At 54.1% G+C, this 23,216-nt stretch carries 23 protein-coding genes and 1 pseudogene; 15 read left to right on the top strand and 9 right to left on the bottom strand.

Annotated features, from left to right (window positions below; all coding sequences use genetic code 11):
* Positions 1-526: 526 nt before the first annotated feature.
* The 6 genes and pseudogenes from QSV36_RS01005 (at position 527) to QSV36_RS00985 (ending at position 6,468) form a co-directional block, all read left to right on the top strand.
* On the top strand, positions 527-1,165 hold the full coding sequence (locus tag QSV36_RS01005; protein ID WP_104833711.1) for a TnsA endonuclease N-terminal domain-containing protein: 639 nt from the start codon (positions 527-529) through the stop codon (positions 1,163-1,165).
* On the top strand, positions 1,146-3,104 hold the full coding sequence (locus QSV36_RS01000; protein ID WP_104833710.1) for a TnsB C-terminal domain-containing protein: 1,959 nt from the start codon (positions 1,146-1,148) through the stop codon (positions 3,102-3,104). Before QSV36_RS01005 ends, QSV36_RS01000 begins: the two co-directional genes overlap by 20 nt.
* Positions 3,101-4,060, top strand: coding sequence for a TniB family NTP-binding protein (locus tag QSV36_RS00995; protein WP_189121461.1), 960 nt, complete (start codon positions 3,101-3,103; stop codon positions 4,058-4,060). Before QSV36_RS01000 ends, QSV36_RS00995 begins: the two co-directional genes overlap by 4 nt.
* Before the next feature lie 75 nt (positions 4,061-4,135).
* A pseudogene (locus tag QSV36_RS25875) lies at positions 4,136-4,465 on the top strand (TniQ family protein); the annotation flags it as partial.
* Positions 4,466-4,498: 33 nt separating this feature from the next.
* Positions 4,499-6,052, top strand: a complete 1,554-nt coding sequence (locus QSV36_RS00990; RefSeq protein ID WP_223998163.1) for a hypothetical protein — start codon at positions 4,499-4,501, stop codon at positions 6,050-6,052.
* A 56-nt stretch (positions 6,053-6,108) separates the two neighbouring features.
* Positions 6,109-6,468, top strand: coding sequence for a histone-like nucleoid-structuring protein, MvaT/MvaU family (locus QSV36_RS00985; RefSeq protein ID WP_104833706.1), 360 nt, complete (start codon positions 6,109-6,111; stop codon positions 6,466-6,468).
* A gap of 425 nt (positions 6,469-6,893) precedes the next feature.
* Here the strand turns inward: QSV36_RS00985 and QSV36_RS00980 are convergent, their stop codons facing one another.
* Entirely contained in the window at positions 6,894-7,205 is a 312-nt protein-coding gene (locus QSV36_RS00980; protein ID WP_104833705.1) for a hypothetical protein, read from the bottom strand.
* 324 nt (positions 7,206-7,529) lie between these two features.
* On the opposite strand from QSV36_RS00980, the gene QSV36_RS00975 reads away from it, so the two are divergent.
* On the top strand, positions 7,530-8,453 hold the full coding sequence (locus QSV36_RS00975; protein WP_104833704.1) for a hypothetical protein: 924 nt from the start codon (positions 7,530-7,532) through the stop codon (positions 8,451-8,453).
* A gap of 66 nt (positions 8,454-8,519) precedes the next feature.
* Here the strand turns inward: QSV36_RS00975 and QSV36_RS00970 are convergent, their stop codons facing one another.
* From QSV36_RS00970 to QSV36_RS00960, 3 genes are all read right to left on the bottom strand, one after another.
* Positions 8,520-8,783: a hypothetical protein gene (locus QSV36_RS00970; protein ID WP_104833703.1), complete on the bottom strand. Its 264-nt coding sequence runs from the start codon at positions 8,781-8,783 to the stop codon at positions 8,520-8,522.
* A 246-nt stretch (positions 8,784-9,029) separates the two neighbouring features.
* Positions 9,030-9,158: a hypothetical protein gene (locus QSV36_RS00965; RefSeq protein WP_003253468.1), complete on the bottom strand. Its 129-nt coding sequence runs from the start codon at positions 9,156-9,158 to the stop codon at positions 9,030-9,032.
* 122 nt (positions 9,159-9,280) lie between these two features.
* Positions 9,281-10,978: a phosphoethanolamine transferase gene (locus tag QSV36_RS00960; protein ID WP_104833702.1), complete on the bottom strand. Its 1,698-nt coding sequence runs from the start codon at positions 10,976-10,978 to the stop codon at positions 9,281-9,283.
* Between the two features lie 490 nt (positions 10,979-11,468).
* Here QSV36_RS00960 and QSV36_RS00955 point away from each other — a divergent pair, with 490 nt between their 5' ends.
* The 3 genes from QSV36_RS00955 to QSV36_RS00945 all read left to right on the top strand — a co-directional run bounded on the left by QSV36_RS00955 (position 11,469) and on the right by QSV36_RS00945 (position 13,276).
* Positions 11,469-11,807 (top strand): zinc ribbon domain-containing protein, encoded by a 339-nt coding sequence (locus tag QSV36_RS00955; RefSeq protein WP_104833701.1) that lies wholly within the window; start codon positions 11,469-11,471, stop codon positions 11,805-11,807.
* Between the two features lie 54 nt (positions 11,808-11,861).
* Positions 11,862-12,767, top strand: coding sequence for a cation diffusion facilitator family transporter (locus tag QSV36_RS00950; protein WP_104833700.1), 906 nt, complete (start codon positions 11,862-11,864; stop codon positions 12,765-12,767).
* 158 nt (positions 12,768-12,925) lie between these two features.
* Entirely contained in the window at positions 12,926-13,276 is a 351-nt protein-coding gene (locus QSV36_RS00945) for a DUF3147 family protein (RefSeq protein ID WP_104833699.1), read from the top strand.
* A 32-nt stretch (positions 13,277-13,308) separates the two neighbouring features.
* Here QSV36_RS00945 and QSV36_RS00940 read toward each other — a convergent pair whose 3' ends face one another.
* Positions 13,309-13,635 carry a DUF2790 domain-containing protein gene (locus tag QSV36_RS00940; RefSeq protein ID WP_004577661.1) on the bottom strand — a complete coding sequence of 109 codons (327 nt, stop codon included), beginning with the start codon at positions 13,633-13,635 and terminating at the stop codon, positions 13,309-13,311.
* A 687-nt stretch (positions 13,636-14,322) separates the two neighbouring features.
* Here QSV36_RS00940 and QSV36_RS00935 point away from each other — a divergent pair.
* Positions 14,323-14,997, top strand: a complete 675-nt coding sequence (locus tag QSV36_RS00935; RefSeq protein WP_003253457.1) for a heavy metal response regulator transcription factor — start codon at positions 14,323-14,325, stop codon at positions 14,995-14,997.
* Positions 14,994-16,412: a heavy metal sensor histidine kinase gene (locus tag QSV36_RS00930; RefSeq protein WP_104833696.1), complete on the top strand. Its 1,419-nt coding sequence runs from the start codon at positions 14,994-14,996 to the stop codon at positions 16,410-16,412. The genes QSV36_RS00935 and QSV36_RS00930 overlap by 4 nt, the downstream gene beginning before the upstream one ends.
* A 57-nt stretch (positions 16,413-16,469) precedes the next feature.
* Here QSV36_RS00930 and QSV36_RS00925 read toward each other — a convergent pair whose 3' ends face one another.
* Positions 16,470-17,057 (bottom strand): hypothetical protein, encoded by a 588-nt coding sequence (locus QSV36_RS00925; protein ID WP_010951442.1) that lies wholly within the window; start codon positions 17,055-17,057, stop codon positions 16,470-16,472.
* Between the two features lie 266 nt (positions 17,058-17,323).
* On the opposite strand from QSV36_RS00925, the gene QSV36_RS00920 reads away from it, so the two are divergent.
* Entirely contained in the window at positions 17,324-17,545 is a 222-nt protein-coding gene (locus tag QSV36_RS00920; RefSeq protein WP_003253450.1) for a hypothetical protein, read from the top strand.
* An 82-nt stretch (positions 17,546-17,627) separates the two neighbouring features.
* Here QSV36_RS00920 and QSV36_RS00915 read toward each other — a convergent pair whose 3' ends face one another.
* From QSV36_RS00915 to QSV36_RS00905, 3 genes are read right to left on the bottom strand one after another with little or no spacing between them, the layout of a single operon-like run.
* Positions 17,628-19,082 carry an ArnT family glycosyltransferase gene (locus QSV36_RS00915; RefSeq protein WP_289129041.1) on the bottom strand — a complete coding sequence of 485 codons (1,455 nt, stop codon included), beginning with the start codon at positions 19,080-19,082 and terminating at the stop codon, positions 17,628-17,630.
* Positions 19,076-20,059 carry a glycosyltransferase family 2 protein gene (locus QSV36_RS00910; RefSeq protein ID WP_033726583.1) on the bottom strand — a complete coding sequence of 328 codons (984 nt, stop codon included), beginning with the start codon at positions 20,057-20,059 and terminating at the stop codon, positions 19,076-19,078. The genes QSV36_RS00915 and QSV36_RS00910 overlap by 7 nt, the downstream gene beginning before the upstream one ends.
* Positions 20,025-20,444 (bottom strand): GtrA family protein, encoded by a 420-nt coding sequence (locus tag QSV36_RS00905; protein WP_104833692.1) that lies wholly within the window; start codon positions 20,442-20,444, stop codon positions 20,025-20,027. Before QSV36_RS00905 ends, QSV36_RS00910 begins: the two co-directional genes overlap by 35 nt.
* Before the next feature lie 257 nt (positions 20,445-20,701).
* Between QSV36_RS00905 and QSV36_RS00900 the strand changes: the two genes are divergently transcribed.
* Positions 20,702-21,670, top strand: a complete 969-nt coding sequence (locus QSV36_RS00900; RefSeq protein WP_104835401.1) for a LysR substrate-binding domain-containing protein — start codon at positions 20,702-20,704, stop codon at positions 21,668-21,670.
* A 210-nt stretch (positions 21,671-21,880) separates the two neighbouring features.
* Positions 21,881-23,188: an OprO/OprP family phosphate-selective porin gene (locus QSV36_RS00895; RefSeq protein WP_104833691.1), complete on the top strand. Its 1,308-nt coding sequence runs from the start codon at positions 21,881-21,883 to the stop codon at positions 23,186-23,188.
* The last annotated feature ends 28 nt before the right edge of the window (positions 23,189-23,216 follow it).

The following is a 23,216-nucleotide window of genomic DNA, read 5'->3' as shown; positions in this document are numbered from 1 at the left end:
TTAATTTAATACATAACAAGAAACTGTAAGAAACACCAAATTGGCTAGTTGGATTAAATGTAGATTTCAACGGAGTGTTGGAATAAGATCTATGACCACATTTTGTAGCTTCCAGATCGGATATATACGCGAATCAGACAGTTGAAGAAAAAACCTAAGATCAAATAGAAACTGCTGGTGCGCTGACAAGCATCTTGCTTAGAAAGAAAGAGATCAAGGCGATCTCCGGAAATTCTGATTAGTCATTAAATTCAGACCATTCCAGCAGAAAGTGGAGGCCCAAATGTAGAAAAACGCGACCAAAACCGAGAGGTTCTGACCGCGCTTAGCGAAGCGGACTTGCGATGTGAGAAACCGCAATGTCTGCTTTTTCGAAGCCCCTGTCAATCCTCTCCCATCTTTTCGACCTTAGCGAGGCTACTCGACGGCACAGTGTTGCCTGTCGAAAGGCCTCACTTCGCCTGCCCTGCGCCTTGATTTTTTGGCGCAGCGACGGCGCTCGTTTCGAGATTTTCGGAGGTGTTTCATGACAGTACGAAAGGTGGTCACGCGTCGGTCTAACCACTACCGCGGCTACTTCCCATCGCTCAAAAATAAACTGCCTGTGCCCTGGGAGTCCCAGCTCGAAGGCGCGTTTTATCGGCTTCTTGAGCTGTCTCCTGCGGTCATCGGCTACGTCCCGCAGCCCAGTGAGGAGCGTATTCCATCGCTCCAGGGCTATTTCAAATACTACCCGGACGTACAGGTTTTCCTCGCGGATGGGCGCGAGTGGTGGTTTGAAGTGAAACCTCACGAACGACTGAAGATAGCCAGTGTCAGGCAGCGACTGGATGCCGCTGAGCGCTACTTCAACGCCACCGCTCGTAACTTTTCGGTGGTCACTGAAAGGTTAATTGAAGCTGAGCCCCTGGCTACCAATCTTCGAAGGCTGATGTATCACCGGCGCGGTCCAGAGCTTTCGCATCAGGCGTTGGAGGAGGTAATGGTGGTCTTCAACAAATGGCCGCCTATGACCGTTGCAGATTTGCTCTGCGTGGTTGGTGAGAGGAAAGCCTGGCGCTTGTTAGGCCTTGGGGTGGTGGGCATTGACCTTGATAGGTCAATTGACACTGACTCCCCGGTCTTCCTGCAGGGGGGGCACCGTCATGCAAACCTTTTCCCTTAGGGTGAAATTGGTCGTCATCGTTCGTGGCGTACTGATGGTGCTTGAGAAGAGGCTTATCGACCGGAAGCTGCTCTTCTTCGATGAGCTTGGTGAGCCCACGAAGCTATCCGAGAAGGAATTCTATGAGGCCTACGAGAAGCGCGAGATCGAGATCTCCGCTGATCAGCCTTATCTCGGGAAGGTTCCGTATGTACGGAACATCCCTCCAGACATCTCATGCTTCCCCAAAAAACATGGGGATGAAGCATTGCGCCGACGCAAGTATCTGGACGACTTAACTAAGCGCGGTAAATACAAGCTGCCGAGTGACGAAGACATGATCAAGACACTTAGAGATATCGCCAAAAAGATTGGGGATGCATGCGCACCCTCGGTTTCCACCATTCGACGCTGGGCCTCTAAATACATTGGCCAGAACGTAGTAAAGCTCATCCCTCAGCATGCCAAAAAGGGCCGGGCTCCCGCGATCAAGGGTGAGCTTGAAGCAATTCTTGAAGGGGTGATCAATGAGACCTACCTGCAAGACACGATTCCTGCGGTCAGCGTGGTCGTTTCAGAGTTCGAGGATCAGATTAAACAGAGGAACAAAAGTCGTTTGCCCTCGGATCAGCTCAAGATCCCAAGCGGAATGACTGTCCGAAGGTACATCGCCAAGCTGGATCCGTACCTTGTGGATAAGGAGAGGCTTGGAAAATACGCAGCAGACAAAAAGCACCGCGTTGCGGCGGGTGTCCTACGTGTCCATGAGATTCTGGAACGGTGGGAGATTGATCACACGCTATTGGACGTACAGCTTGTGGATGAAACCTCGGGGTTGTGTATTGGGCGCCCCTATCTGACGATCGTCCTGGACCGCTTCTCTCGTATGGTGATGGGATATCTGCTTCACCTGTCGGCGCCAAATACGGAAACCGTGCTTCGTGTGATCGAACGCTCAATCCGTCCAAAGGCTGAACTGCTGAAGCGTTTTCCTAAAGTGAGAAATGAATGGTGGGCACGTGGGCTGCCGGCTCGCATCGTCCCAGACAACGCGGCGGAATTTCACGCGGGTGATCTCATCATGGGGTTCAACGAGTTGGGTATCGAGATCATGTATCCCGCGTCCAGGGCCCCTCAAAGGAAAGGTGCCGTCGAACGCTTTTTCAGCACACAGAACCTGGGGCTTATCCACAACCTCCCGGGTACCACCTTCTCGAATATCCAGCAGCGTGGCGATTACGACTCGGAAAAGAATGCATGCTTCACGCTCGCTCAATTGGAAGCGGTGGTAGTGAAATGGATCGTCGATGGTTACCACCAGACTCCTCATCGGGGGCTGTCCAACAGGACACCGGCTCAAGTCTGGGGGACTAGCGAAGCGAACCATGTCATCAGCCTTCCCGTCGACCTGGATTCGTTGGAGTGCATTCTGGCCAAGCGGGCCTCGGTGAAGGTTCACCATTACGGCATCGAGGTTGCCAAAGTGGGCTACCACTCTACGGAACTTGCTGAGCTCCGTATGCGTTTGGCAGACGGAGAAAAGGTAAACGTCCGCTATCGAGACGAAGCCGGGCACGTTTGGGTTCACGACCGCTTCAGAAACTTGTTCTTCAAAGTGCCCGCCAAAGATGAGCGAATGGCCGGTAAGAGCAGGGAGGTGTGGAAGGCTGCCGAGAAAGCGCTTCGAGAAAAATACAATGAGCAGCCTAGCTTCGAGGCTACGCACAGGTGCTACCAGGAAATTATGGAGGATGCAGACGAGGCCCGCCGTTCGCAGACGCTCAGAAAACGGCGCGCAGCTGCCATAGCGAAAATTGACAAGGAGGGTCGAGTGACCGAAAACACGCCTCCACCCAAGGTACTCGCTGAAGTGGAATGGACTGGTGACTCTATTCCTAACATTCCGCCAGCAGCCTTCAAGGTTTCGGTTCGTCGCCCTGCTGGGAGTTCTAAGCCATGAACGCCATCGATCTTTATGAGTGCTATGAGCATGGTGAATACAGCTTTACGCTCCGCGATCGTTTTATTCACAGCCCTCAAGTCGAGCGAGCGTTGACGCGACTAGGCGATATCCACGGCGATAGTCGGCGTACCAGAGCAAGTAAAGGGTTGCTGATCCAAGGTCCAAGCGGTGTGGGCAAGAGCACATTGGTCAAGGAGTACATTCGGTCACTGGAGGAATCGGAGAGCCATGACCCACAGAAGCGGGCAGTTCTGTTCGTTGAGATGCCTTCGTCACCTACGAAGAAGAACCTGGCAGCAGCCATTTTGGCGGAGTTGAAGGACCCCTTCGCTGAGGCACGAGGACATTCGGCTGAGGTTAAATTTGCACGTGTAGTCCTGCTGCTGAAGAACCTTGGCGTGGAGATGTTGGTCCTCGATGAGGCGCAGCATCTGGTCGATTATCGTCGTAACGGTGCGTATGAGGCAGCAGACTGGATCAAGAGTCTGATGAATGAAACCAGTATCGCTTTTGTTCTGATTGGGCTGAAGCGCACCGAAAATCTCCTGCTAGCAAACGAGCAACTGCGACGCAGGTTTTCGGCCACGGTGGCATTCGATCGCTTCACCTTCTCCGCTAATGCGTCTCTTCATTTCGTGATGTTGTTGCAGGCAATCGAGGGCGAACTGCCTATTCAAACCATCAGTTTTGTTGAGCCAGCGATGATTAGACGCTTTTACCTGGCTTCCTATGGATTGATCGACTACCTCATAAAGATTGTGGACAGGGCTGTTTGGCTGGTTCAAGTCCAGGACCTTGCCGGGATTGAACTTCCGGTGCTTGCCCAGGCTTTTGAGGACGAGGTTTGGAGCTACGCCACCGAGGAGCGAAACCCCTTCAGTGCGAGCTTCAATTTCCAGCCTCTGTTCGGCAAGCGGGAGCCGTTTGAGACGTTCGAAGAGAGCAATACCTGACGGCCAAGGGCCGGGCTTATCAGCCCGGCTCTACTCCCCTGATTTTTATGTCTTCGATTTTATGGATGTGTAGGAATGTTTGGTCTTTTAATCAACCCACGACCACACCACGACGAAAGTCTTTTGGGGTACCTACAGCGCTTGGCGAAAGCCAACGGATTACCCAGAAAGGAACTGCTCACAGCCTTTGCACGAGCCGACGAGACTGATGTTGCGGACTGGCTGCAGATGATGGAAGGACCACTGAGCTGGCCTACGGTCGCTGCTGAGTTTCGTGATCCTAGGCCCAAGGGGGTCAAGTTATGGACGACTCATCACGCGCGGTACTGTCCGATCTGTTTGGGTGAGGCCGGTTATTGGAGAGAAAGCTGGGGCTTGACGCTGGTTACGACGTGTTCTGTCCACGGCACTGAACTCCATGGACGGTGCCCCAACTGTTTGAAGGAAACCGATCCAAGCGCGATGAGTGCGAATTGTTGCCAAGCGTGTGGCACCTCTTTGTGCGGGACCAATTTTGAGATCGCGCCTGCGAGTGATACAGCCGCCTGGCTCACCTCTGGCTTTGAAGATAGGTTTTACGCCGACTCGTTGCCTGCTGACGCGGGATTGGCTGCCCTCACCTACGGACAGTTTCACGAGTTGTCATCGCGTCTCGCTGTCAGAAGTTTGCCTACGGAAAGAACCCAGCCGCTGAAGGTTGCTGATTCGGGTTCGCTAGAGATATCGCGGCTTATGGCAAACGCGGCGGGCGTGGTTCTCATGAACTGGCCTCTCGCATTCAGAGAACTGCTGAGTGGCCTCAAGGCAGTCCATTCCGATAACGAACATTGGACGCTCAGCAGATCGTTCGGCCCGATATACCAAGACATCCACCGTGATCTGGATGACCCTTGTTTTGACTTTCTTCGTCGAGAGTTCGAATCATTTCTGCAGCATGCGTGGGAAGCACCGTTAGCGAAGCGAAATCGCAATTTGAGTGTGGAGACGATTGAGAGACATCGTTGGGTGTCCTTCGCTTCGGCTGCTGAAGCTTGTGGTCTCGGGGTATCAGTCGTAAAACGCCTTCATCAGCAGGGGCAAATCGCCTATCGGGAGAAGCCCCATGAAGATCGTATTTTTACGGTCGTGGACCTGGATCAGTTGAAGGTAATCTCGCAGCAAATCCAGGGCGCGGTTGATATGAAACAAACCGTGAATTTGCTAAGCCTCTGTCACACGCGGGTTAGGCAGCTGCTGGCTGCTGGCACCCTCCAGTTCTTTGGTGGAGAACCGCGCCCAGGCGAAAGGTGGCTCATTGACCGCCGCTCGATCAACGAAATGATTGATGAGAAGCTGCCCACCAGCACTGACCAGAGTCTGGTGACGATCAACTACTTGGCCAAACATTCTCTGCCCAAGGGCGGTGGGCTGATCGAGTTAATTCAGGCAATCCGTGCAGGTGAACTTCGTGCCTACCGACAGGCCGAGACTGGCCCGGTTGGCGTGGGGGCGTGGTTACTCAAGGCGCAAGAGTTTGCATCGTGGCAACAAGCCCGAACAGGGGGCAAGGGCTTAACCCTACCCGGTTTATCAGTGGTCAAAGCAGCTGCGCTATTGGGTGTCAAAGAAGAATGCGCTTACGCGTTTGTTCGGCTTGGCCTGCTTTGGAGCACCAACGTCGAACACGGCAGGCGTACGCAACTGGTGGTTAAGCCCCAAGCCATCGATAGATTCAGGCGAGGCTACATTTTGGGACCGGAGATCGCTGTGTACCTGGGAACGTCGACCAAGGAAGCGTTCAAACTCCTTTGGGAGGCCAGGTTTCGCCCTGTTGCGGGGCCATCCATTCCAAACGCGGCTTGCCGGCAGTATGTTTGGGTGAGAAGCAAAAAGCTGATCGATTACCTCGCAAGTGAAGCCGCCCAGATCGACGATCCTGAAGCCATCACGTTTTTATCCACACCGATCGCTCAGCCTCGTGATTGCCGATTCAGGCATGTGGGATCAAGATAGTTAGCACGCTTCCTTTCTTGATTGCTAAAATCATCGAACCCATTTTGGAGAATCTTATGTCCCGTCTCGCTGAATTCCGCCTGCTCGAACAACAGCTCGCAGCCCAACTGGCAGAGCTGGAAGCGCTGAAAAATGACTCTGCCCTGAAGCAGGAAATGGAATTTGAAACGAAGCTGCGCAGTTTGCTCAACGAGTACGGCTACGGTCTGCGCCAAGTGGTGATGATCCTCGATCCGCAAGCGGTGCCTCCAGCTTCGAATGCCCCAAAGGCACTTCGGAAAGCACGCGTGGTGAAGGTCTACAAGAATCCGCACAGCGGTGAGATCGTTGAAACCAAGGGTGGTAATCAGCGCACACTCAAGGCCTGGAAAGACGAGTATGGCGCTGAGGTAGTAGAGTCTTGGCTCGCCAACTGATTGCACTGCAGGCGGCTTCTGGCACGAGATAAATCGTGGTGCGCCCCGAATGCGAATTCCCATTCTGGGGCGTGACGAAATTTTCTGCGGGTGGTGGTGACACACAGTTTATGCGCATTAAATAGAGGTCCACTTCAAAAAATGGACTCCAAAATGCGTAACGCTCTCGTTTCAATCTCAGTGAACACCATCGCGAGCCTCCTGACTGCGCTCGTGCTTCACTGGATCACTCCCCCTCCTACTGACCCGTCGATTCGACTAATCACTGTGTCAAGCTGCGCATCCCAAAGCGCTGCGTAGCTGAGTGATCTGTAAGCGTCCGGTCAAGTCACCTTCCGAACTCCAGCATTAAGGGAGATGGTGTCTGCGTATCTTCAAGCGGGCGCGATCACCTTTGTCGTCAGGATTTCCATGCGTCAACGAAGCTATCGGCTCCCGGCGTCACCGAAATAATCATCCTTTGCGACCAGACCAAGATCATCGGTGAAATCCTGGCCATCCTCGCTGAACAGATTTTGAGTCCGCCGCTCCTGCTTGAGGTAAGCCAATGTTTGGAAGAAGCAATCCTCACACAGGTGCAGTTCATAGCGCTCCCCATCATGGGCAGTACCATAGCCCCAGTGTGCTTGTAGGGCGCCGAACTGATTCCCGCCAGTATCCAAGCGGGTGGAGCAACGGCACACATCGCACACGACGTCTATAACGGTCTCGACTTCGACTCTTCCGGTTATTTTCATCGCTGACTGCTACAAGCGCCTCTGACTTTCGCGTTCAGCATGCTACCTCCAGGACGGAGCGTAGGCTTGCCATTGTAGTCTCCATTGTGTGAATCCATAGCCGTTCTTTAACGGTCATGATCATGGAATGTAGTGGTCACTTCCATGCCAATGGCTACTCAGATCAAAGTGATCTGGCCTTTAGGGCCCGCGCAGGTCGGTCAGGCATGCTTTGGGCGGGCTTCAAACCAGTGGGTGACCACCAAAAGGGTCAGTTAGGCCTACTGCTGCCTATCCTCGCTCGTTACCATCCAGAGACCCTCTATTGATACGGTTTCAGCAAAGATGGATATCTATAAGCTCCGCATCGAAGACACAGAAAGCAAGATCATCGACAAGGAAGGTTTCGAGGCCGAGACCTTCCGCAGAGATCCGTGGTACCAGCCTGGAAGTGCGGGCAAGCTAGCTCAGTTTGCTGTATGCCCGGCATGCGACAACCCTGTCCAGCTGGTTGGGCTGTATGAGCTACCGCCTAACGTGAAGAACCCATTCGGGAAACATGCTACTAAGAGCATTCGCGGCATCGCTCCATTTGATAGTGAGGCCCGTAACGATTGCCCGTACTTCCAGCCTCGCCAGCACAAGAAAACAGAACGAAAAACCAGGTTTGACGGTGTTCCGCGGAAGATTCTCAAGCTGTTGATAGAACAGTTCGATCGCGTGGTTTACATCCTGGAGAAAGAGACCCAACTGGTCCTTTCCGAGAATGCGTTGAGAGGCATGCTGCAGCGTTACAAGGGAGAGCGTGGCTACCTCTATACCGGCGCGACGCTTCGCAATGTGCCATGGATCTTTGCTTACATGTCGGACGCCACCCGCCTGTTTGGCCAGAAGGTCAGTGGAAATGCTGAACTGGTAAAAGCTATTGCCTCTGAGGTACCGGGGGCGGAAATTAGCAGCACCGGTCGGCTGGAATCGAAGAAGGTGCCCGGTTCGAAGGCGGCATATTTTGATCTCAAAATGAGTTTCATCCGCCATCGAATCGTCAAAGACAGTGAAGCGTCCGGCTTGGTTGAAAGCATGGAGTTTGTGGTGTCACAGCCTCGCAGAGGTGAGCTTGAGCACATTCACAAGGAAGTCATCAAATTCGATTCGGCTTGGTTCGAATCCCTTATCCGGATGCCGGTTGATCATCCTTATCGCAGAATGGATAGAGTGAAGATGGCCCGGGAGGAACTGGGCGATCTGCTGGAGCTGCCTCAAGCCTGAGGGGCCCTGCTGTAAACCACTTTTTTCAACTGTAAACCACAGTGGTTTACAGTTGAAAAAAGTGGTTTACAACTCAGCTACGGCACGCGCCCTGGCGACTCCCCAGGCCAACGCGCTCGTCATTGATTCGTTCGGCCTGGTGTCGAACGCTTCCTCGTACAGAGCGGTTCCCGACGGCGCGTACACACCGATAAACAGCTGCGTTGCGCCTATCCGCGAAAGCCTTACCTGCACGTCGAGATAAGATCCGTCATTCAGGATCTCTTCGTGAGTCCGGTGATGAAGCGTAGGATCTGCCCAGCTCCAATAAACATCTCCGCGCAAACGCATGCAGCCCCCTGCAACCGATGGATAGCGATGGATTCCAAGCTAGCCAAAGCGAGGCGGCAATCAAGCCGATCTAAGCTGTTTGTGAGTCACGCCCGACAAGTGACCCACCTTGGAGTGAATTCGAACAGCCCTAACCGATCACGCAAAGCTGAAGACTCACGACTGGGTCCGATTGATCAGCGAGACAGTCGGGAAGGTTTGCACACAGCCCAAACAAAAAAGCAGCTCCCGAGAGCTGCTTTTTTCTTACTCCCCCTTTTTGTGCTTGTGGGGTTTCAGGTCCGGATGGTCCTTCTGCTTTTCAGGGGTGACTCGCTGCCTTTTGTCCGGAGTGCCATCTTCATTGGTGCGCTTTGGGCCTGGCTTGATGCTCATGCAAAACTTCCTTTTCCGCTTGGGTTGTTGAATGCAGCTATGTAATTAGTCCAGCTTCTCTCAGCTGTCAAAGCAGGCTGGTGCAGAACCGCCTGGCCGATGATCCGGTCCACATCGAACATTCAGAGGCCAGAATAAGAGCCTCCGGCCAAGGGCTTGCAAGGGGCTGTAAAATCCAGCGCTGAGCGATACGAAGACGTCTGGACGTTCATCATGCCGAGCACGGTGTGGAACAGGTTGTCGTGGCTCAGCGGTGACGTGGTTTGAGCTTTCAAACAACCCACGTTGACCTTTTCACTCTTCGCGAGCGAGTCAGACATCCAAAGTACCAACGGCACCTTAGTTTGCTCGTCAGGAGCCATCGCGTAAGGCAGCCCATGCAGATAGAGCCCACCCTCCCCCAGCGATTCGCCGTGGTCCGAAACGTACATCAGCGCAGTGTCGAACTTGGTGTTGGCCGCCAGGATATCGATGAGATTTGCAGTCACATAATCGGTGTAGAGGATTGAGTTGTCGTAGGCATTGACCACCTCCTCCTGCTTACATTTGTCGAGCTCGTTGGTCTCGCACACCGGTGCGAATTTCTTGAATTGCGAGGGGTAGCGCTTGTAGTAGGCCGGGCCGTGACTGCCTTTGTAGTGGAGCACCAGGACAGCATCGCCTTCCTGGCGCTTGATGAAGTCTTGCATCTCCGTGAGCAGCACCCCGTCCTTACACTCCTCGCTGGTGCACAGTTGGGAATCCGCGTGAGAGGCAGCCTTGTGGTTGGGAACCCTGTCGCAGACCCCTTTGCACCCCGAGTTGTTGTCAGTCCACATGACACTGATGCCAGCGCGTTGAAGCACGTCGAGCAGCCCTTCTCGGCTCTTGGCCAAGCCATCTTTGTACTGGGCCTTACCCACGTCCAGGAACATGCATGGCAGCGAGACCGCGGTAGCGGTACCGCAGGAGCTCACGTTCGTGAAGCTAATGACATTTCGCTTTTCTAGTTCCGGATTCGTTTCACGGGAGTAGCCGTTGAGGGAGAAGTTGGCGGAGCGAGCGGTCTCTCCTACTGCCAGTACCAGCAGCCTCGGTTTACGAGCCGCACCCTGTCGATTAACTACCGCATCAGTACCAATGGCCGTCAGCGTTTGAGGTGAGGCCAGTTGACGCTTCAGGTACCCATGGCCAGCCGCAAACAAGTTGGTAGGTACCAGGATCAGCCGGATCTCCCGATTGTTGCGCAGCAAGGAGGCATACGACTGGTACTGACTCAACGCGATGCCAGATAAGGTCAACAGAGCGAGCGACAGAGCAATGAACCTGCTGACCAAAGCTTTGGCCCAAGGCTTGCGCCGGAGGGGAACCCGGGCGATCAGGTAGACGGGCAACACCCCAACCATTGCGACCCAAAGACCCAGCTTCCAATTCAGCAGCTCGGTTGCCTCAGCGACGTCGGTCTCCACAACGTTGGTGAACATTGTGTAATCGACCACGATGCCGTAGGCATTCATGAAGTAACTCGCGAAAGACGCGCTGATCAGTACCAGACACAGCAAGGGTTTGGCCAGCCGCCCCCATGACAGCAAGCTCAGAACGGTAAACACCCATGCGAATACTATGACTGGGAGGCTGGCCGCTAGCAGCCAGTTCACTTCATCGGTTTTGAATACCAGCTTCCAGAGCACGTTCCAGAGCTCAGCGTTCGCGAATAGCAGCAACCAAAAAGTCACCAGGCCGATTAGCAAATTAGTACTGATGCCTTTCTGCCGCGCATTGCGAATAGCAAAGATCCATTTGCTTAACAGGGTGTGAACAATGGATTTGGAAGGTGTCATTATCAAACTCTGGAAGCTGCTTATCCATGGCGGTAGCTATGGAGTTAGCGGGAGCTACAAGGCAAGCCGTCGACAGATGCTGAGCGATTGCGCAATGTGCGGAGCGCCAGAGGCCTTAGGCCCCTCGGCGTTGGGGACGCTTAGTATGTGTGAGGCATAGGGATAAAAAGAGAAATGAATCTCGCTGAGCGCATTATTTCCGGGACCTGATAACGACACGATGACCTCGGGATTACAATGCTGACAGAAATCCAATAACTGCTGTTTTGATTGTCATTGATCACGCTATGATCAAAATTAGGGGAATGCCACCCACCAAAAACAATGCGCCGCTCAGCTAGATAAATTTAATTTCACAAACAAAACGGTTTCGTTTTGTCGTAGGCTAATTTTGAAATTTCAATTCAACTTACAAGTCTTTCTCGCGAGCAGAACATTATTTTCAACTTTTGCTCGTTAATATGTCACCCATCAATGAGGGGCGAATACCATGAGCTTTTTCAAAAACATCCTGGGCGGGCACCATGGCCGTGGAAACCACGGTGGAGGCAAGCACCACAGCGGGGGACATGGGGCCGAGCAGTATGATCGCCATGGCCGGCAGCAGGGCTGCGACGGCGGTAATCAGGTGTATGACGGCGGGCGCCCTGCCACTCCTGCCCCCATCAAAGATCTGCAGGGCTGCAGGCAGTGCCGGACGGCCAACGATCCGTCAGCACGCTTTTGTCTAAACTGCGGAACACCGCTATCGAGTGGTTGCACCGCCTGCGGCTCGCTGCTGAGTGCAGGGGCAAGATTTTGCAGTCAGTGTGGCCAAGCGACGCTCTAAGGCTAGGTAGACAGGAAGGCCAACGAGACCACAACCCTGCGCAAGGAGAAATACGTGGGTTCAAATCATGACCATGGCAGCGCTGCAGTACGCGAGGGGCATCAGAAGAAGCTAATCATGGCGCTCGCCTTGACTGGCAGCTTCATGATTGCAGAAGTGATCGGTGCGTGGATTACCGGCAGCCTGGCGCTGCTGTCGGATGCATCTCACATGTTCACAGATACTGCCGCCTTGGCGATCTCACTGATTGCACTTCAGATAGCCAAGCGGCCGGCAGATCAGAAAAGAACCTTCGGCTATGCGCGCCTGGAAATTCTGGCTTCGACGTTCAACGCCGTGCTGCTCTTCCTGGTGGCGATGTACATCTTGTATGAGGCCTACCAGCGCTTCTTCATGCCGGCGGAGATCGCTACCGGAGCGATGATGTGGATCGCAATCGCCGGCCTGATCATCAACCTAATTTCGATGCGCCTTCTGGCATCTGCGAGCAACGAGAGCCTCAACGTCAAAGGAGCCTACCTCGAAGTTTGGAGCGACATGCTCGGCTCGCTAGGCGTAATCATCGCGGCACTCATCATCCGCTTCACCGGCTGGACTTGGGTCGACACGATTGTCGCTGTGGCAATCGGCCTCTGGGTTCTGCCGCGGACGTGGCAGTTGCTTCGCGAAAGCCTGGGAATCCTCATGGAGGGTGTGCCGAGGGAGCTCGACGTGACGGCAATCGAGGCTACCATCCTCGGCGTAGATGGCGTTACGGACGTTCATGACTTGCACGTCTGGGCCGTCAGCAGTGGCAGCAACGTGATGACGTCGCACGTAGTGATACGGGATTCTGCAGATGGGGATGCTGTGCTGGCGGCCGTCGTGGATGCTGTCAGCGATGCATTCGAAATCCATCACTGCACCATCCAGATCGAGCGGGCAGCTTTCCACGAAAGCGTTCCGTCGCCTTCACACTGATCGATCGGTAAAAACCAAACGAACACATCACCCTCCTGGCTGAGGGTGATGTCGTAGAAGACATGCGGTGAAGGATGGCGTAAACGGCAGGAGCACTCCGAGAGGGGTTGGTGAATGGCTTCGCCTGCCCCCGACCATAACCTCCAGAAGGTTCAGCGATGGCTTGGATCATCACGAAGTATCTACTCACTGCCGGATTAGTGATTCTCGTATCAGAGCTGGCAAAGCGCAGTGACAAGCTGGGCGGGCTGGTCGCCGCCCTGCCGCTGGTCACGGTCTTGACGCTGGTCTGGCTTTACCTGGAGAACCAGAGCATGGAGAAGATCTCCAATCATGCTTGGTACACCGTCTGGTACGTGCTGCCGACCCTTCCGATGTTCATCGCTTTTCCAGTGCTGCTGCCCAAACTGGGATTCTGGCCAACGCTTATCAGCAGTATCGTCATCACCATGGTGAGCTTTGGGGGCTTTGCCCTGCTGCTCCGTCGATTTGGCATTGAGCTGCTATAAGTCACGAGCCAGGACTGCAATTCAGGGGCCGTTCAACGACTATTGATGCACTCACCTTTGACCAAGTAGCGAACCATATGTAGTTCGCCCTTTGAGTCTTCGTAGGTCATCATGCTTCTCACGTTACCGCAGTACCGCACGCTGGGCGATACATACACCAACTTACTAACGTCAAGGTCCATGCCATAGGCGTAGTCTTCAAGCTGAGGCATGGGCTTTTTTACGCGCTGAGCATAATCCGCAGTAGCCTCTCTAGCAGAGCGCTCAATGCGCTGATTGATCTCCATACCGCTTTGGGCATTAGCTGTTAGTGATGTAAAGAGCATAAACACGGCGATCGCTGATACAGTAGTGTTCATAAGAAGTCCCTTAATAAAAAAGCGCCCGTAGGGGGGCGCTAAAATTCACCTACCAAAGGAGCGTATGGTTTACAGGTGAATGCACTGGCGTGAACAACTGCCCGTCGCTCTTGCCAAGCTGCTTTGAAATGAGACAATTTCCAAAGCAGCGATGCCTCTTACGCTGCCGTTAAACTAGCAAAGGAGGCTAACACCAAGATGATCGCGCAATTACAATTTGGACATGTAATAGATTGTAAGATAATTATTCGAGAGAATACTGAGCCGCCACGTGAGCTATTCCACGGAAAGGAGCACCAGTTTGCAAGCGTTCATGGGTACTGCCTGGTTGGCGACTCGATCCGAGGACGATACCAGCCCTGCAAGCTAGCGGCAGAAATACTGCCTGTCCTGGCCGATTCCACCCGTCAGGCGAAGCTGTCGTACACCGTTGCAGGCCCCAGAATCCGCTAAGCTCAAGGGTGGAGCCTGCATGACTGTCAGAAATCTTGCGGCTACATTACAAATTTGTAGGATTTCGCCGCGGCCAGCTTCTTCGCGTTAAGATTCAAGCGTCCTCAGGTGACCCGGCGTATGGACAGAGGTAGCGACTACCACATGCCATACCCTCAGCCAAACTTTCGAAAAGCCTGCAACCATAATCTTGGCGGATTAGGCCAACTCCTTCCTCACACCTTGAGATAAGTTATGCGCGTTCTAGTTGTGGAAGACGAAATTAAAACTGCCGAATATCTTCAGCAGGGCCTATCCGAAAGCGGGTATGTCGTAGATATCGTGCACAACGGTGTCGATGCCCTGCACTTGTTCAACACTAATGTCTATTCGTTGGTCCTTCTGGACGTGAACCTCCCGGGTATCGACGGCTGGGACCTGCTGGAAACCATCCGCAAGACCAGCCGGGTCCGCATCATCATGCTGACCGCCCGCGGACGCATCAATGACAAGCTCAAGGGCTTGGACGGCGGCGCGGATGACTACCTTGTGAAGCCATTCGAATTCCCTGAGCTGCTTGCACGCATCCGTTCGCTGCAACGCCGTGGTGATGAGTTAGTCGAGAAGAGCTCGTTGAAAATTGCCGACCTAGAACTCGACTCCGTCCGCCATCGCGTTTTCCGCGGTGGCACACGAATCGATCTCACCACCAAGGAATTTGCGCTTTTGCACCTGCTCATGAGCCGAACGGGAGAAGCGCTGACTCGCTCTCAGATCATCTCGTTGGTTTGGGATATGAATTTCGATTGCGACACCAATGTCATCGATGTAGCCATCCGGCGCTTGCGCTCGAAGATCGATGACCCGTTTGAAACCAAGCTCATTCACACGCTTCGTGGCGTTGGGTACGTTTTTGAGGAACGCGCATGAGGCCATTCAGCCTGGCTGCAAAGCTGGGGTTTAAAGTTGGGTTGATGAGCGCTGCGTTGCTGCTTCTGTTCGCCACCTTCGGCTATATGATGGTAGGCAAGGCTCTGGAAAGAAATGCCAGAGCGGACCTGGAAGTAAAGATGGCGGGGATGGCACACAACCTCTCCACCATCCCGGACATCTCCGGCGTCAACGCGGATGCGCATCAGCTTGTCGATTTGGTCATGGGCCACAACAACCTGTATGTGAGCATATTCGATACCTCACAGAACCAGACTCCCCTGCTCTCGATTGGCTCAAAACAGGTCAATCTGGAGGTGCACAAGTTTCAGCCGGCGGCCCAGCCCAAAGAGCACGAATGGCGTGATACGCAGGACCGTCCTCTGCTGAGTGCTTCTCGGATAATGCGCTTGGGCGATGGAACAGAGGTCAGCGTCTATATGACCATGGACCAGTCATCCAGTGAGGCGTTACTCGATGCGTTGCTGACCTGGGCCTTGATGATGTCCCCTGTCATCCTCGCGCTGATCCTGGCCATTGGCTGGTGGACTGTGCGCAGAGGCCTGCTGCCTCTGACCAAATTCCTCAAGGTAGCGTCAAAGATCTCAACCGAGAGCCTCGACCATCGTCTTCCGACTGACGGGATGCCGGCAGAACTCAAGAAGCTCGCCGACGGCATCAACATCATGCTGGCTCGCCTGGATGATGGGGTTCAGCAGCTCTCGCAGTTTTCTGATGACCTTGCTCACGAACTTCGAGCACCGCTTTCCAACCTGATGGGCAAGGCCCAGGTTGCCTTGACCAGAGAACGATCGCTTTCCGAGTACCGGGAGGTTCTGGAGTCGTGCACAGAAGAGCTGGACCGCATGAGCCGCATGGTTTCCGACATGCTGTTCTTGGCCCAGGTCAGTCATCCAGCCTCCATGGTGGAGTTCGAACCCGTCTCCTTGGTCGACGAGGTTCAGCGAGTGTGCGATCTCTTCAGCATTTCAGCAGAAGAAGGCGAGATTCAGCTGCAGATCTCTGGCAGTGATGACGTGGTGCGCGGGAATCGCCTGATGGTTCAACGTGCCGTCTCGAATCTGGTCTCGAACGCGATCCGTTACTGCCCTCGCGGCCGCACGGTCTACGTTAAGGTGCAGCATAGTGCGAGCGGTACGACGTTGAGTGTCGGCAACCCCGGCCGCGGTATTGCCAAGGAACACCACGCGCACTTGTTTGAGCGGTTCTACCGTGTGGACAAGAGCCGAGCACGGAGCGAAGGCGGTACCGGTCTTGGCTTGGCCATTGTGCAGTCGATCATGAGTCTGCACCAAGGATCGGCGAGCGTGGAGGTGACCGAAGAAAACTTCACCTGGTTCCACCTTCACTTTCCCGCAGCCCAGCAAATGCAGCCGGCAATGAGCGCCGCTTAAATTGCGCAGGCACGATTAGGCCCGTCAATCAACGGGCCTTTTGTTTGCCTCAATGCATCAGTGCCGAAGGACCACAGGGTCCATGGGCGACCGCAGAATCACCGACTTAATAATCTTCTGTTCGTCAGGATTGGCGTTCTTCCACAGGTGTGAGAAGTACTGAGCATTCACTTTCTCTTGAGCACTTACGCTGCCGGCGGCATCGATTAGGCGCATGGTCGAGTAGACACAGATCAGCGCCAGAATGAAGAACGCCGTGGCGACCACCATCACATAACGCTTGGCCAGCACCGGAGCCCGCTTGAGCTCCTGGATAGAGGCATCCGCAGCCTTTGTCGCTGCTGTAAGCTCCGAGATCAGTGGCTGGATGGCGGTGTCGACTCCGCGGCATGCAGCTGAATACGCTGAAGCAGCGGCGCGCAAGGCAACCTCTTCCGCATTCGACCAAGCCTTCTCCGCCTTTCGCACCTCCTCCTGAATCTGCCGGCCGACAGCGTCCACCTGCTCCACCAGTTCGTTCGACCTCTCCAGAACAGCGCTAGAGGTGCGCGTCTGCGAGGTCAGCTCATCGAGCTGGACAGTGAGTTTTTCAGTGCAGCGGCGAAAGTCACCGATAGCAACTGCCCAGGGCTCTATGTCATTCATGGCTATCTCCTAGGGCGGCCAACAACGCCGCGCTGAATTAACGCGCTAGATATCAAAATTGTAATTTAAGAGAAAATTCGAAGTCGCCCTCGACAGTGCCGAGATAGACATGATCCTTCCAGATTTGAAGATTTAACGCATCCTATCTGCAGCCAAAATTACGGAATTGTAATTATTGACTCACCTTGTCGTTAGCTTTGCGTTCCTAAACTACAAACCAACAAAGGCCGCTAATCAGGTTGGCCTAGTATGAACCGAGGTTCACAATGAAATTTGTCAAATCTATCGCTATTGGCAGCCTGCTGCTGGGTCTCATGGGTACCGCTTACGCTGAAGGCGGCTTCGAGCGAGCGAAACAGTTCAACGAGAACTTCCGAACCGAACAGGCTCGCCTATGGAGCGATGACTCTTCGGACCAGAACAAACAACAAGTCGCTCAAGAGCAAAAGAAAGAAAGCAAGGATGGTAAGGAACAAGCCGACAATTAATCGGCGGTTAAATAGGACTTCAAATGACGAAAGAAATCGACAAAAAAGCCAGGGTAAAACCTGGCTTTTTTGTGCTTGGAATTTAGCCTTCGTTCTTGCGAGGCGTTTCCGCATTGCTTTCTCCGGCCAGACCCTCGGCACCTTGTGCGGTGCGTTTCCAATGGCACAGCAGGAGCTGGCTGGCGTTCGCTTCAGTGATCGATGTGCAAGCTAGATCAGCGGGCAGACCATCCTTGCTGTCTCGCAAGCGCCTGGACAGATAGAACGAGCCATCCCGCGGCCACTTGGCAGGATCCTTGATGTTCTCGGACTTCCCGCTGCTGTAAAACTCCGACGAGTATGAGCGGCGGCCAGGATATATCAGGGGAGCGGAATGAACAGACTGCACATTGAGCCAGGCTTGAACCACATCTCGCTGATTCTGAGGTCGCTCCTCTAGTACCCCGGCGTAGATGATGCCCGCACCGATGATCGGCAACACCAATGCGCTCGCAGCGGCAGCCCAAGTGGTCTTCGGGCCAACTTCGCTGACCCGTGCAGACAGCAGCAATGCCCACGCTGGCAGCGCGGGTAGCAGGTAGGTCCACAGAATGTTGCCTGCAAATGTGAAGAAGACCGGTGTCGCCAATGCCCACAGCCAGAGGTAGGCTTCGAAGCGCTGCATCGATCCACGCTTGCGGATCAACAGTGGTAGGAACAAGGCCCATGGCAGTAGCGACAGTCCGAGCTGGATCCAAATGGTGCCATATGGCTTGGCATGAGCACTGCCGTATAGGTCGCCCGCCCAGTTACTGACGACGTAGCGGCTCCAGTGCTCACCAACGAAGAAGTACTCCATGAAGCCGGGCGTTTTCATCTCGGCTGCGACATACCACGGCACGGATATACCGAACATGAGTACAAGGCCGCTAATCCAGGGAAGCCTCAGTACCCGTCCCCATTCCTTGTAGATAACGAACCAGGCGAATGCCGGCGCCCCCATAAGCACAAGGGTCAGCGGCCCTTTGGCAAGCAAGCCCAGCCCGAGACCTGCGAACATCAAGTAGGCATCCGCCTTGCTGGCGCACTTCATCCAACGCCAGAAACCGTAGCTGGCCAGCAGAATCGAGAACGACAAAACAGGGTCAGTCAGCACAACACCGCTGGAGACCAGGCCAAGTGTGGTGCTGGAAAAAATAATGGCAGCCCAGATGCCGGCGTTACGAGAAATCTGCTGCGTACCGACTTTGATGATGATGAAACAGCTTGCCAGGTGTAGTAGCCACGCTGGGAAACGCGCAGCGAACTCGTTAACGCCGAAGACCGTCATGCTCGCGGCCTGGGTCCAGAAGGACAACGGAGGCTTGCCCCAGAACGGTACCCCGTAGTCGAACATGGGCGTGATCCAGTCATTCAACTCGACCATCTTGCGAGCCATTTCAGCGTAGCGGGCCTCAGATGTGTCCATCAGCGGGTAGATGCCCAGCCCCACCAAACGCAATAGCAAAATCGAACCCAGGATCCACCACAGCGTCCTCTCGTTCTTCAGGTTCAGCATTTCTTACCCTCGATCGAAGCCATCGAAGGGTGGAGTGACACGGGATCTACCTTGTTGCTGTGCTTCAGGAAATAGAGAGGCCGGCGCTTCACTTCCGCGAGTGTCACGCCTAGGTACTCCCCCACCATGGCGACACCGACGCACATGAATGAAGCCATTCCGACGATCAGGTGATGGATGTCGAAACTGCCTGCCACAAGCGACGCAAGCATGTAGCAGATGCTGGAGACGAATAGTCCGAAACTGATGAGGCTGAAAATGCGCAGCGGTTTGCGAGAGAAGCTGACGATGCTCTCGATGGCCAGATTGAACAGACCAGATGCATTCCACTTGGTGCTCCCGGCATGGCGAACAGTGCGATTGTAGGGCAGTTCGATGGTACGAAAGCCTACCCAGCCGATCATGCCTTTGAGAATCCTGGAGCGTTCGTCCAGCGCCCGCAGTGCTGCCAGCGGCGCAGGCCCAATCAATCGGAAATCGCTGACATCGGCCGGCATGTCCACCTTCTCCACCAGGCGCTGCATGACCCAGTAGTAAGCCCGGGCACTCATGCGCTTGAACCACGAATCACCGATTCTCAAGTTGCGCTGCATGTTCACTACGTCGTAGCCGCGTTGCCAGTAGTCCACCATGGCCGCGATGAGCTCTGGTGGATCCTGCAGGTCGACATCAATGAAAATCAGCGCACTGCCACGGGCATGATCTATCCCGGCACTCAGTGCAGCCTCTTTGCCGAAGTTGCGACTTAGGGACAGGCAACGTACAGATGACCCATCCTGATAGTGGCGAAGAATGTCGGCTGTCCGGTCACTACTGCCGTCGTCGACATAGAGGATTTCGCAGGAGACGGGTAAGCGCTTAACCACGCGGGTGATTCGCTGGTGGAACTCGGGGATGGTTTCCTCTTCCTGGAAGCAAGGGACCACGATGGTTAACAAGGGATCAGGGCGCTCTGGAAAGCGATGTAATGTCTGCATGATTGAATGTCCAAAAACGATGTGCAATGAATCCAAGTGCACTGAGGCTTAAGGTCACTAGGACTTGGGAGATAAGCGGTGACAGATTCGACTTGATGAGGAACCACATACCCACGCCATTGCCGAAGTTTGTGGCTAACGCGACCAGTGCAAACCTGACAGGCTGAAACTTACGAGAGCCATCTGCCACAAAACAGAGCGCCCTATTTCCAATAAAGCTTGCGATTGCGCCAACCATGCCGCCACAGATACTGGCCAGCAACGGAGTAGCGAATTCTGTCGTAACCAGCACTAGGAACACCACGTAATGGATTCCCGTTGCTATGAAGCCGATCCCCAGATAACGAATTAGTAAGGTAATAAGAGGTGGGTTTTGATTTTCCATGCCCAAAGCCTATGGAGGCAAAGGTGAAAAAATAGTGAACTAAATGTAAATGCGTAATTAGCCGAATCTATATATGATAAGTAATGAGTTGGCGCGCTAGGCTAGCACGCTACAATATCAAAGGGATTGCCTGAGGATTACGCTTTTGAAATAAAGGCCTGCCAATAACGCACGCATGACCTGTGCATTACAATGTTGTCAAGATAAGGAAATGTCAGACGACATTGAGCTAGATTCCCCGAATGAAGGGGGATCGAATGGTTACACAAAATGAAACATATACAAGCAGCGTTGTTCCTTACAGTCCTGACATATTGGATGATCTGCCAATTGATGATCAGCTGGCCGTAGAGTTTTTCGCAACAGCACGTTGTGCCAGTTTCAAACAGGCGGCCCGAGGGCTCAATGTGCCAGTGGTAGGCCTTCGCAAACGCTTGGAGAAACTGGAAGAGCACATTGGTGCTCCCGTGTTTGTCTACAAGCACAACAAACTTGCTCTGACCCGGACAGGCGAGAGGGTCAGCCAGTACCTGTGCCAACTCTTCGGCCCTGAAGGCCTGGGAAAGTCCGGTGAAAAGGAGGTCCCGAGGCTTACCATCGCGATCACAGAGCCAGTACTGAGCGACATCGTGAACCGCGATCTAGTCGCCTACGTGCGCGATCATGCCGAAATGCAGCTGGAAATCCATTCAGAGTGCACAGCGCAGATGCTTTCTGAGTGTGAAGTCGATGTGGGTATCGCTTTCGTGAGCCCAGATGATGAGTGCGCGTTTGATCGCCATCCTACGTATAGGTTTGAACGGCTCGGCCGGATTGGGCACGCGCTGTTCATTTCCAGCCGCTACTCAAGGAGCGTCACCCTTCCAGTAGAGAGCTTGGACTTGCACAACTTTATGCTCGTTGTCCCTTGGGATGAAGAGATCTTGGCGGGCTCACGAAAGTGGGCATCGATAATGGCTGAGCATCAGGGCGGTACCACTCGGGTCAAGAGCTACAACCTATCACGAGGCCTTGTCGTTGGTGGTGCGTGTATTGGAGTGCTGCCCGACTACAGCCGAAAATTGGAGAGAAATATCCTACCCGTGCCGGGTTTCTTGGACGACCTGGAGGAGAAAGATGTCTATCTTGTTATCAAATCGAAACTGATACGTAATCCGCAGGTTTTGGAAATTCGAAGATTGATCAAGAAGAGCTTCTTTGATAAGAAGGACTGGCTTGTTCGGTAACAGTTTTGTTAGGTTTGAAACTCTCCCGTTAACACTTCAGAAACACAACTGTCATATTCGCTTGCAATCTAGTCAGAGTGCTTAGAACAAAGGCATCTTGTTACAGCAGGTGACAACCGTGGCCTGCTCCCATCTGCAAGATCAATTTAGGCCGGCGCAGGGCGAAACACAACGTCGGTACCTAAGCACTTAACATACGAGAGGCAAGCAATGATCCGTTCTTCGAACATGCGGGAAAAGCTGTTGGCTGCCGCAATAATAGGCACATTTTCCTCGCAAGCATTCTCCGGAACAGTAACCACTGACGGAGCTGACATCGTTCTGAAGACCAAGGGCGGTCTTGAAGTATCGACTTCTGACAAGGAATTCAGTTTCAAACTGGGCGGCCGAGTTCAGGCCGATTACGGCCGGTTCGATGGTGTCTTCACCAAGAATGGCGATACCGCTGACGCCGGCTACTTCCGTCGCGCCTACCTTGAGCTCGGGGGCGTGCTGTACCGCGACTGGAAGTATCAGCTCAACTACGACCTTTCCCGCAACACGGGCAACGACTCCGACGGCTACTTCGACGAAGCCAGCCTGACCTACACCGGTTTCAAGCCGGTTCAACTGCGCTTTGGCCGCTTCTACACCGACTTCGGTTTAGAGAAAGCTACCAGCTCGAAGTGGATCACCGGGATGGAGCGAAATCTCTCCTATGATCTGGCAGAGTGGATCAACGACAACGCCGGTATGGGTGTGCAGGCCACCAGCACCATCGCCGACATGGCCTATGTATCCGGTAGCGTTTTCAGCGAAACCAACAACAACTCGGATGGCGACAGCACCAAGCGCTACAACGTACGTGGCGTGTTCGCACCGCTGCACAGTGATGGCAACGTCCTGCACGTCGGTGCTCAGTACGCCTACCGCGACCTCAAAAACAGTGCGGTCGATACCCGGATTCGTTCGCGTCTGGGCGTTCGCGGTGTAGATACCAATGGCGGCGGCGATGCCGGCACCAACGGCAACCGCATGCTGTTTGGCGGTGCCGCCGCACAAGAGGGCCTGTGGAAGGACGATTCGGTCTGGGGTCTCGAAGGTGCCTGGGCCACCGGCCCGTTCTCGGTGCAAGCGGAATACCTTCGCCGCAAGCTGAAAGCTGACCAGGCCAACAACGACATGAAGGCCTCCGGTTACTACGCCCAGATGGCTTACACCCTGACCGGCGAGCCGCGTATCTACAAGCTCGATGGTGCCAAGTTCGACACTATCAAACCAGAGAACAAGGAACTGGGTGCCTGGGAAGTCTTCTACCGCTTTGACGACATTAAGGTCGAAGACGGCAACCTGGTCACCGCGGCGGACCAGTCGAACGAGCGCAAGGCTAAGAGCCACACTGTTGGTGTGAACTGGTACGTCAACGAGGCAGTAAAACTCAGTGCCAACTACATCAACGTGCGCACCGACAATAACGAGAACACTGTGGGCGACGACAGCGGCAATGCCATCGTGACCCGCCTGCAATACGTCTTCTGATCACTCACTAGCGGACGAAAAAATCGGG

The sequence above is a fragment of the Pseudomonas sp. BCRC 81390 genome, from assembly GCF_030341915.1.
GTDB lineage: Bacteria > Pseudomonadota > Gammaproteobacteria > Pseudomonadales > Pseudomonadaceae > Aquipseudomonas.
This window is presented reverse-complemented; position numbering and strand designations above follow the sequence as displayed.

Coding starts and splice junctions, on each gene's coding strand:
- QSV36_RS00915 (WP_289129041.1), bottom strand. CDS start 19,082: ATGCTGAACCTGAAGAACGAGAGGACGCTGTGGTGGATCCTGGGTTCG.
- QSV36_RS01000 (WP_104833710.1), top strand. CDS start 1,146: ATGCAAACCTTTTCCCTTAGGGTGAAATTGGTCGTCATCGTTCGTGGC.
- QSV36_RS00925 (WP_010951442.1), bottom strand. CDS start 17,057: ATGAATGACATAGAGCCCTGGGCAGTTGCTATCGGTGACTTTCGCCGC.
- QSV36_RS01005 (WP_104833711.1), top strand. CDS start 527: ATGACAGTACGAAAGGTGGTCACGCGTCGGTCTAACCACTACCGCGGC.
- QSV36_RS00955 (WP_104833701.1), top strand. CDS start 11,469: ATGAGCTTTTTCAAAAACATCCTGGGCGGGCACCATGGCCGTGGAAAC.
- QSV36_RS00900 (WP_104835401.1), top strand. CDS start 20,702: ATGGTTACACAAAATGAAACATATACAAGCAGCGTTGTTCCTTACAGT.
- QSV36_RS00930 (WP_104833696.1), top strand. CDS start 14,994: ATGAGGCCATTCAGCCTGGCTGCAAAGCTGGGGTTTAAAGTTGGGTTG.
- QSV36_RS00985 (WP_104833706.1), top strand. CDS start 6,109: ATGTCCCGTCTCGCTGAATTCCGCCTGCTCGAACAACAGCTCGCAGCC.
- QSV36_RS00905 (WP_104833692.1), bottom strand. CDS start 20,444: ATGGAAAATCAAAACCCACCTCTTATTACCTTACTAATTCGTTATCTG.
- QSV36_RS00945 (WP_104833699.1), top strand. CDS start 12,926: ATGGCTTGGATCATCACGAAGTATCTACTCACTGCCGGATTAGTGATT.
- QSV36_RS00940 (WP_004577661.1), bottom strand. CDS start 13,635: ATGAACACTACTGTATCAGCGATCGCCGTGTTTATGCTCTTTACATCA.
- QSV36_RS00910 (WP_033726583.1), bottom strand. CDS start 20,059: ATGCAGACATTACATCGCTTTCCAGAGCGCCCTGATCCCTTGTTAACC.
- QSV36_RS00935 (WP_003253457.1), top strand. CDS start 14,323: ATGCGCGTTCTAGTTGTGGAAGACGAAATTAAAACTGCCGAATATCTT.
- QSV36_RS00920 (WP_003253450.1), top strand. CDS start 17,324: ATGAAATTTGTCAAATCTATCGCTATTGGCAGCCTGCTGCTGGGTCTC.
- QSV36_RS00980 (WP_104833705.1), bottom strand. CDS start 7,205: ATGAAAATAACCGGAAGAGTCGAAGTCGAGACCGTTATAGACGTCGTG.
- QSV36_RS00965 (WP_003253468.1), bottom strand. CDS start 9,158: ATGAGCATCAAGCCAGGCCCAAAGCGCACCAATGAAGATGGCACTCCG.
- QSV36_RS00975 (WP_104833704.1), top strand. CDS start 7,530: ATGGATATCTATAAGCTCCGCATCGAAGACACAGAAAGCAAGATCATC.
- QSV36_RS00970 (WP_104833703.1), bottom strand. CDS start 8,783: ATGCGTTTGCGCGGAGATGTTTATTGGAGCTGGGCAGATCCTACGCTT.
- QSV36_RS00960 (WP_104833702.1), bottom strand. CDS start 10,978: ATGACACCTTCCAAATCCATTGTTCACACCCTGTTAAGCAAATGGATC.
- QSV36_RS00895 (WP_104833691.1), top strand. CDS start 21,881: ATGATCCGTTCTTCGAACATGCGGGAAAAGCTGTTGGCTGCCGCAATA.
- QSV36_RS00995 (WP_189121461.1), top strand. CDS start 3,101: ATGAACGCCATCGATCTTTATGAGTGCTATGAGCATGGTGAATACAGC.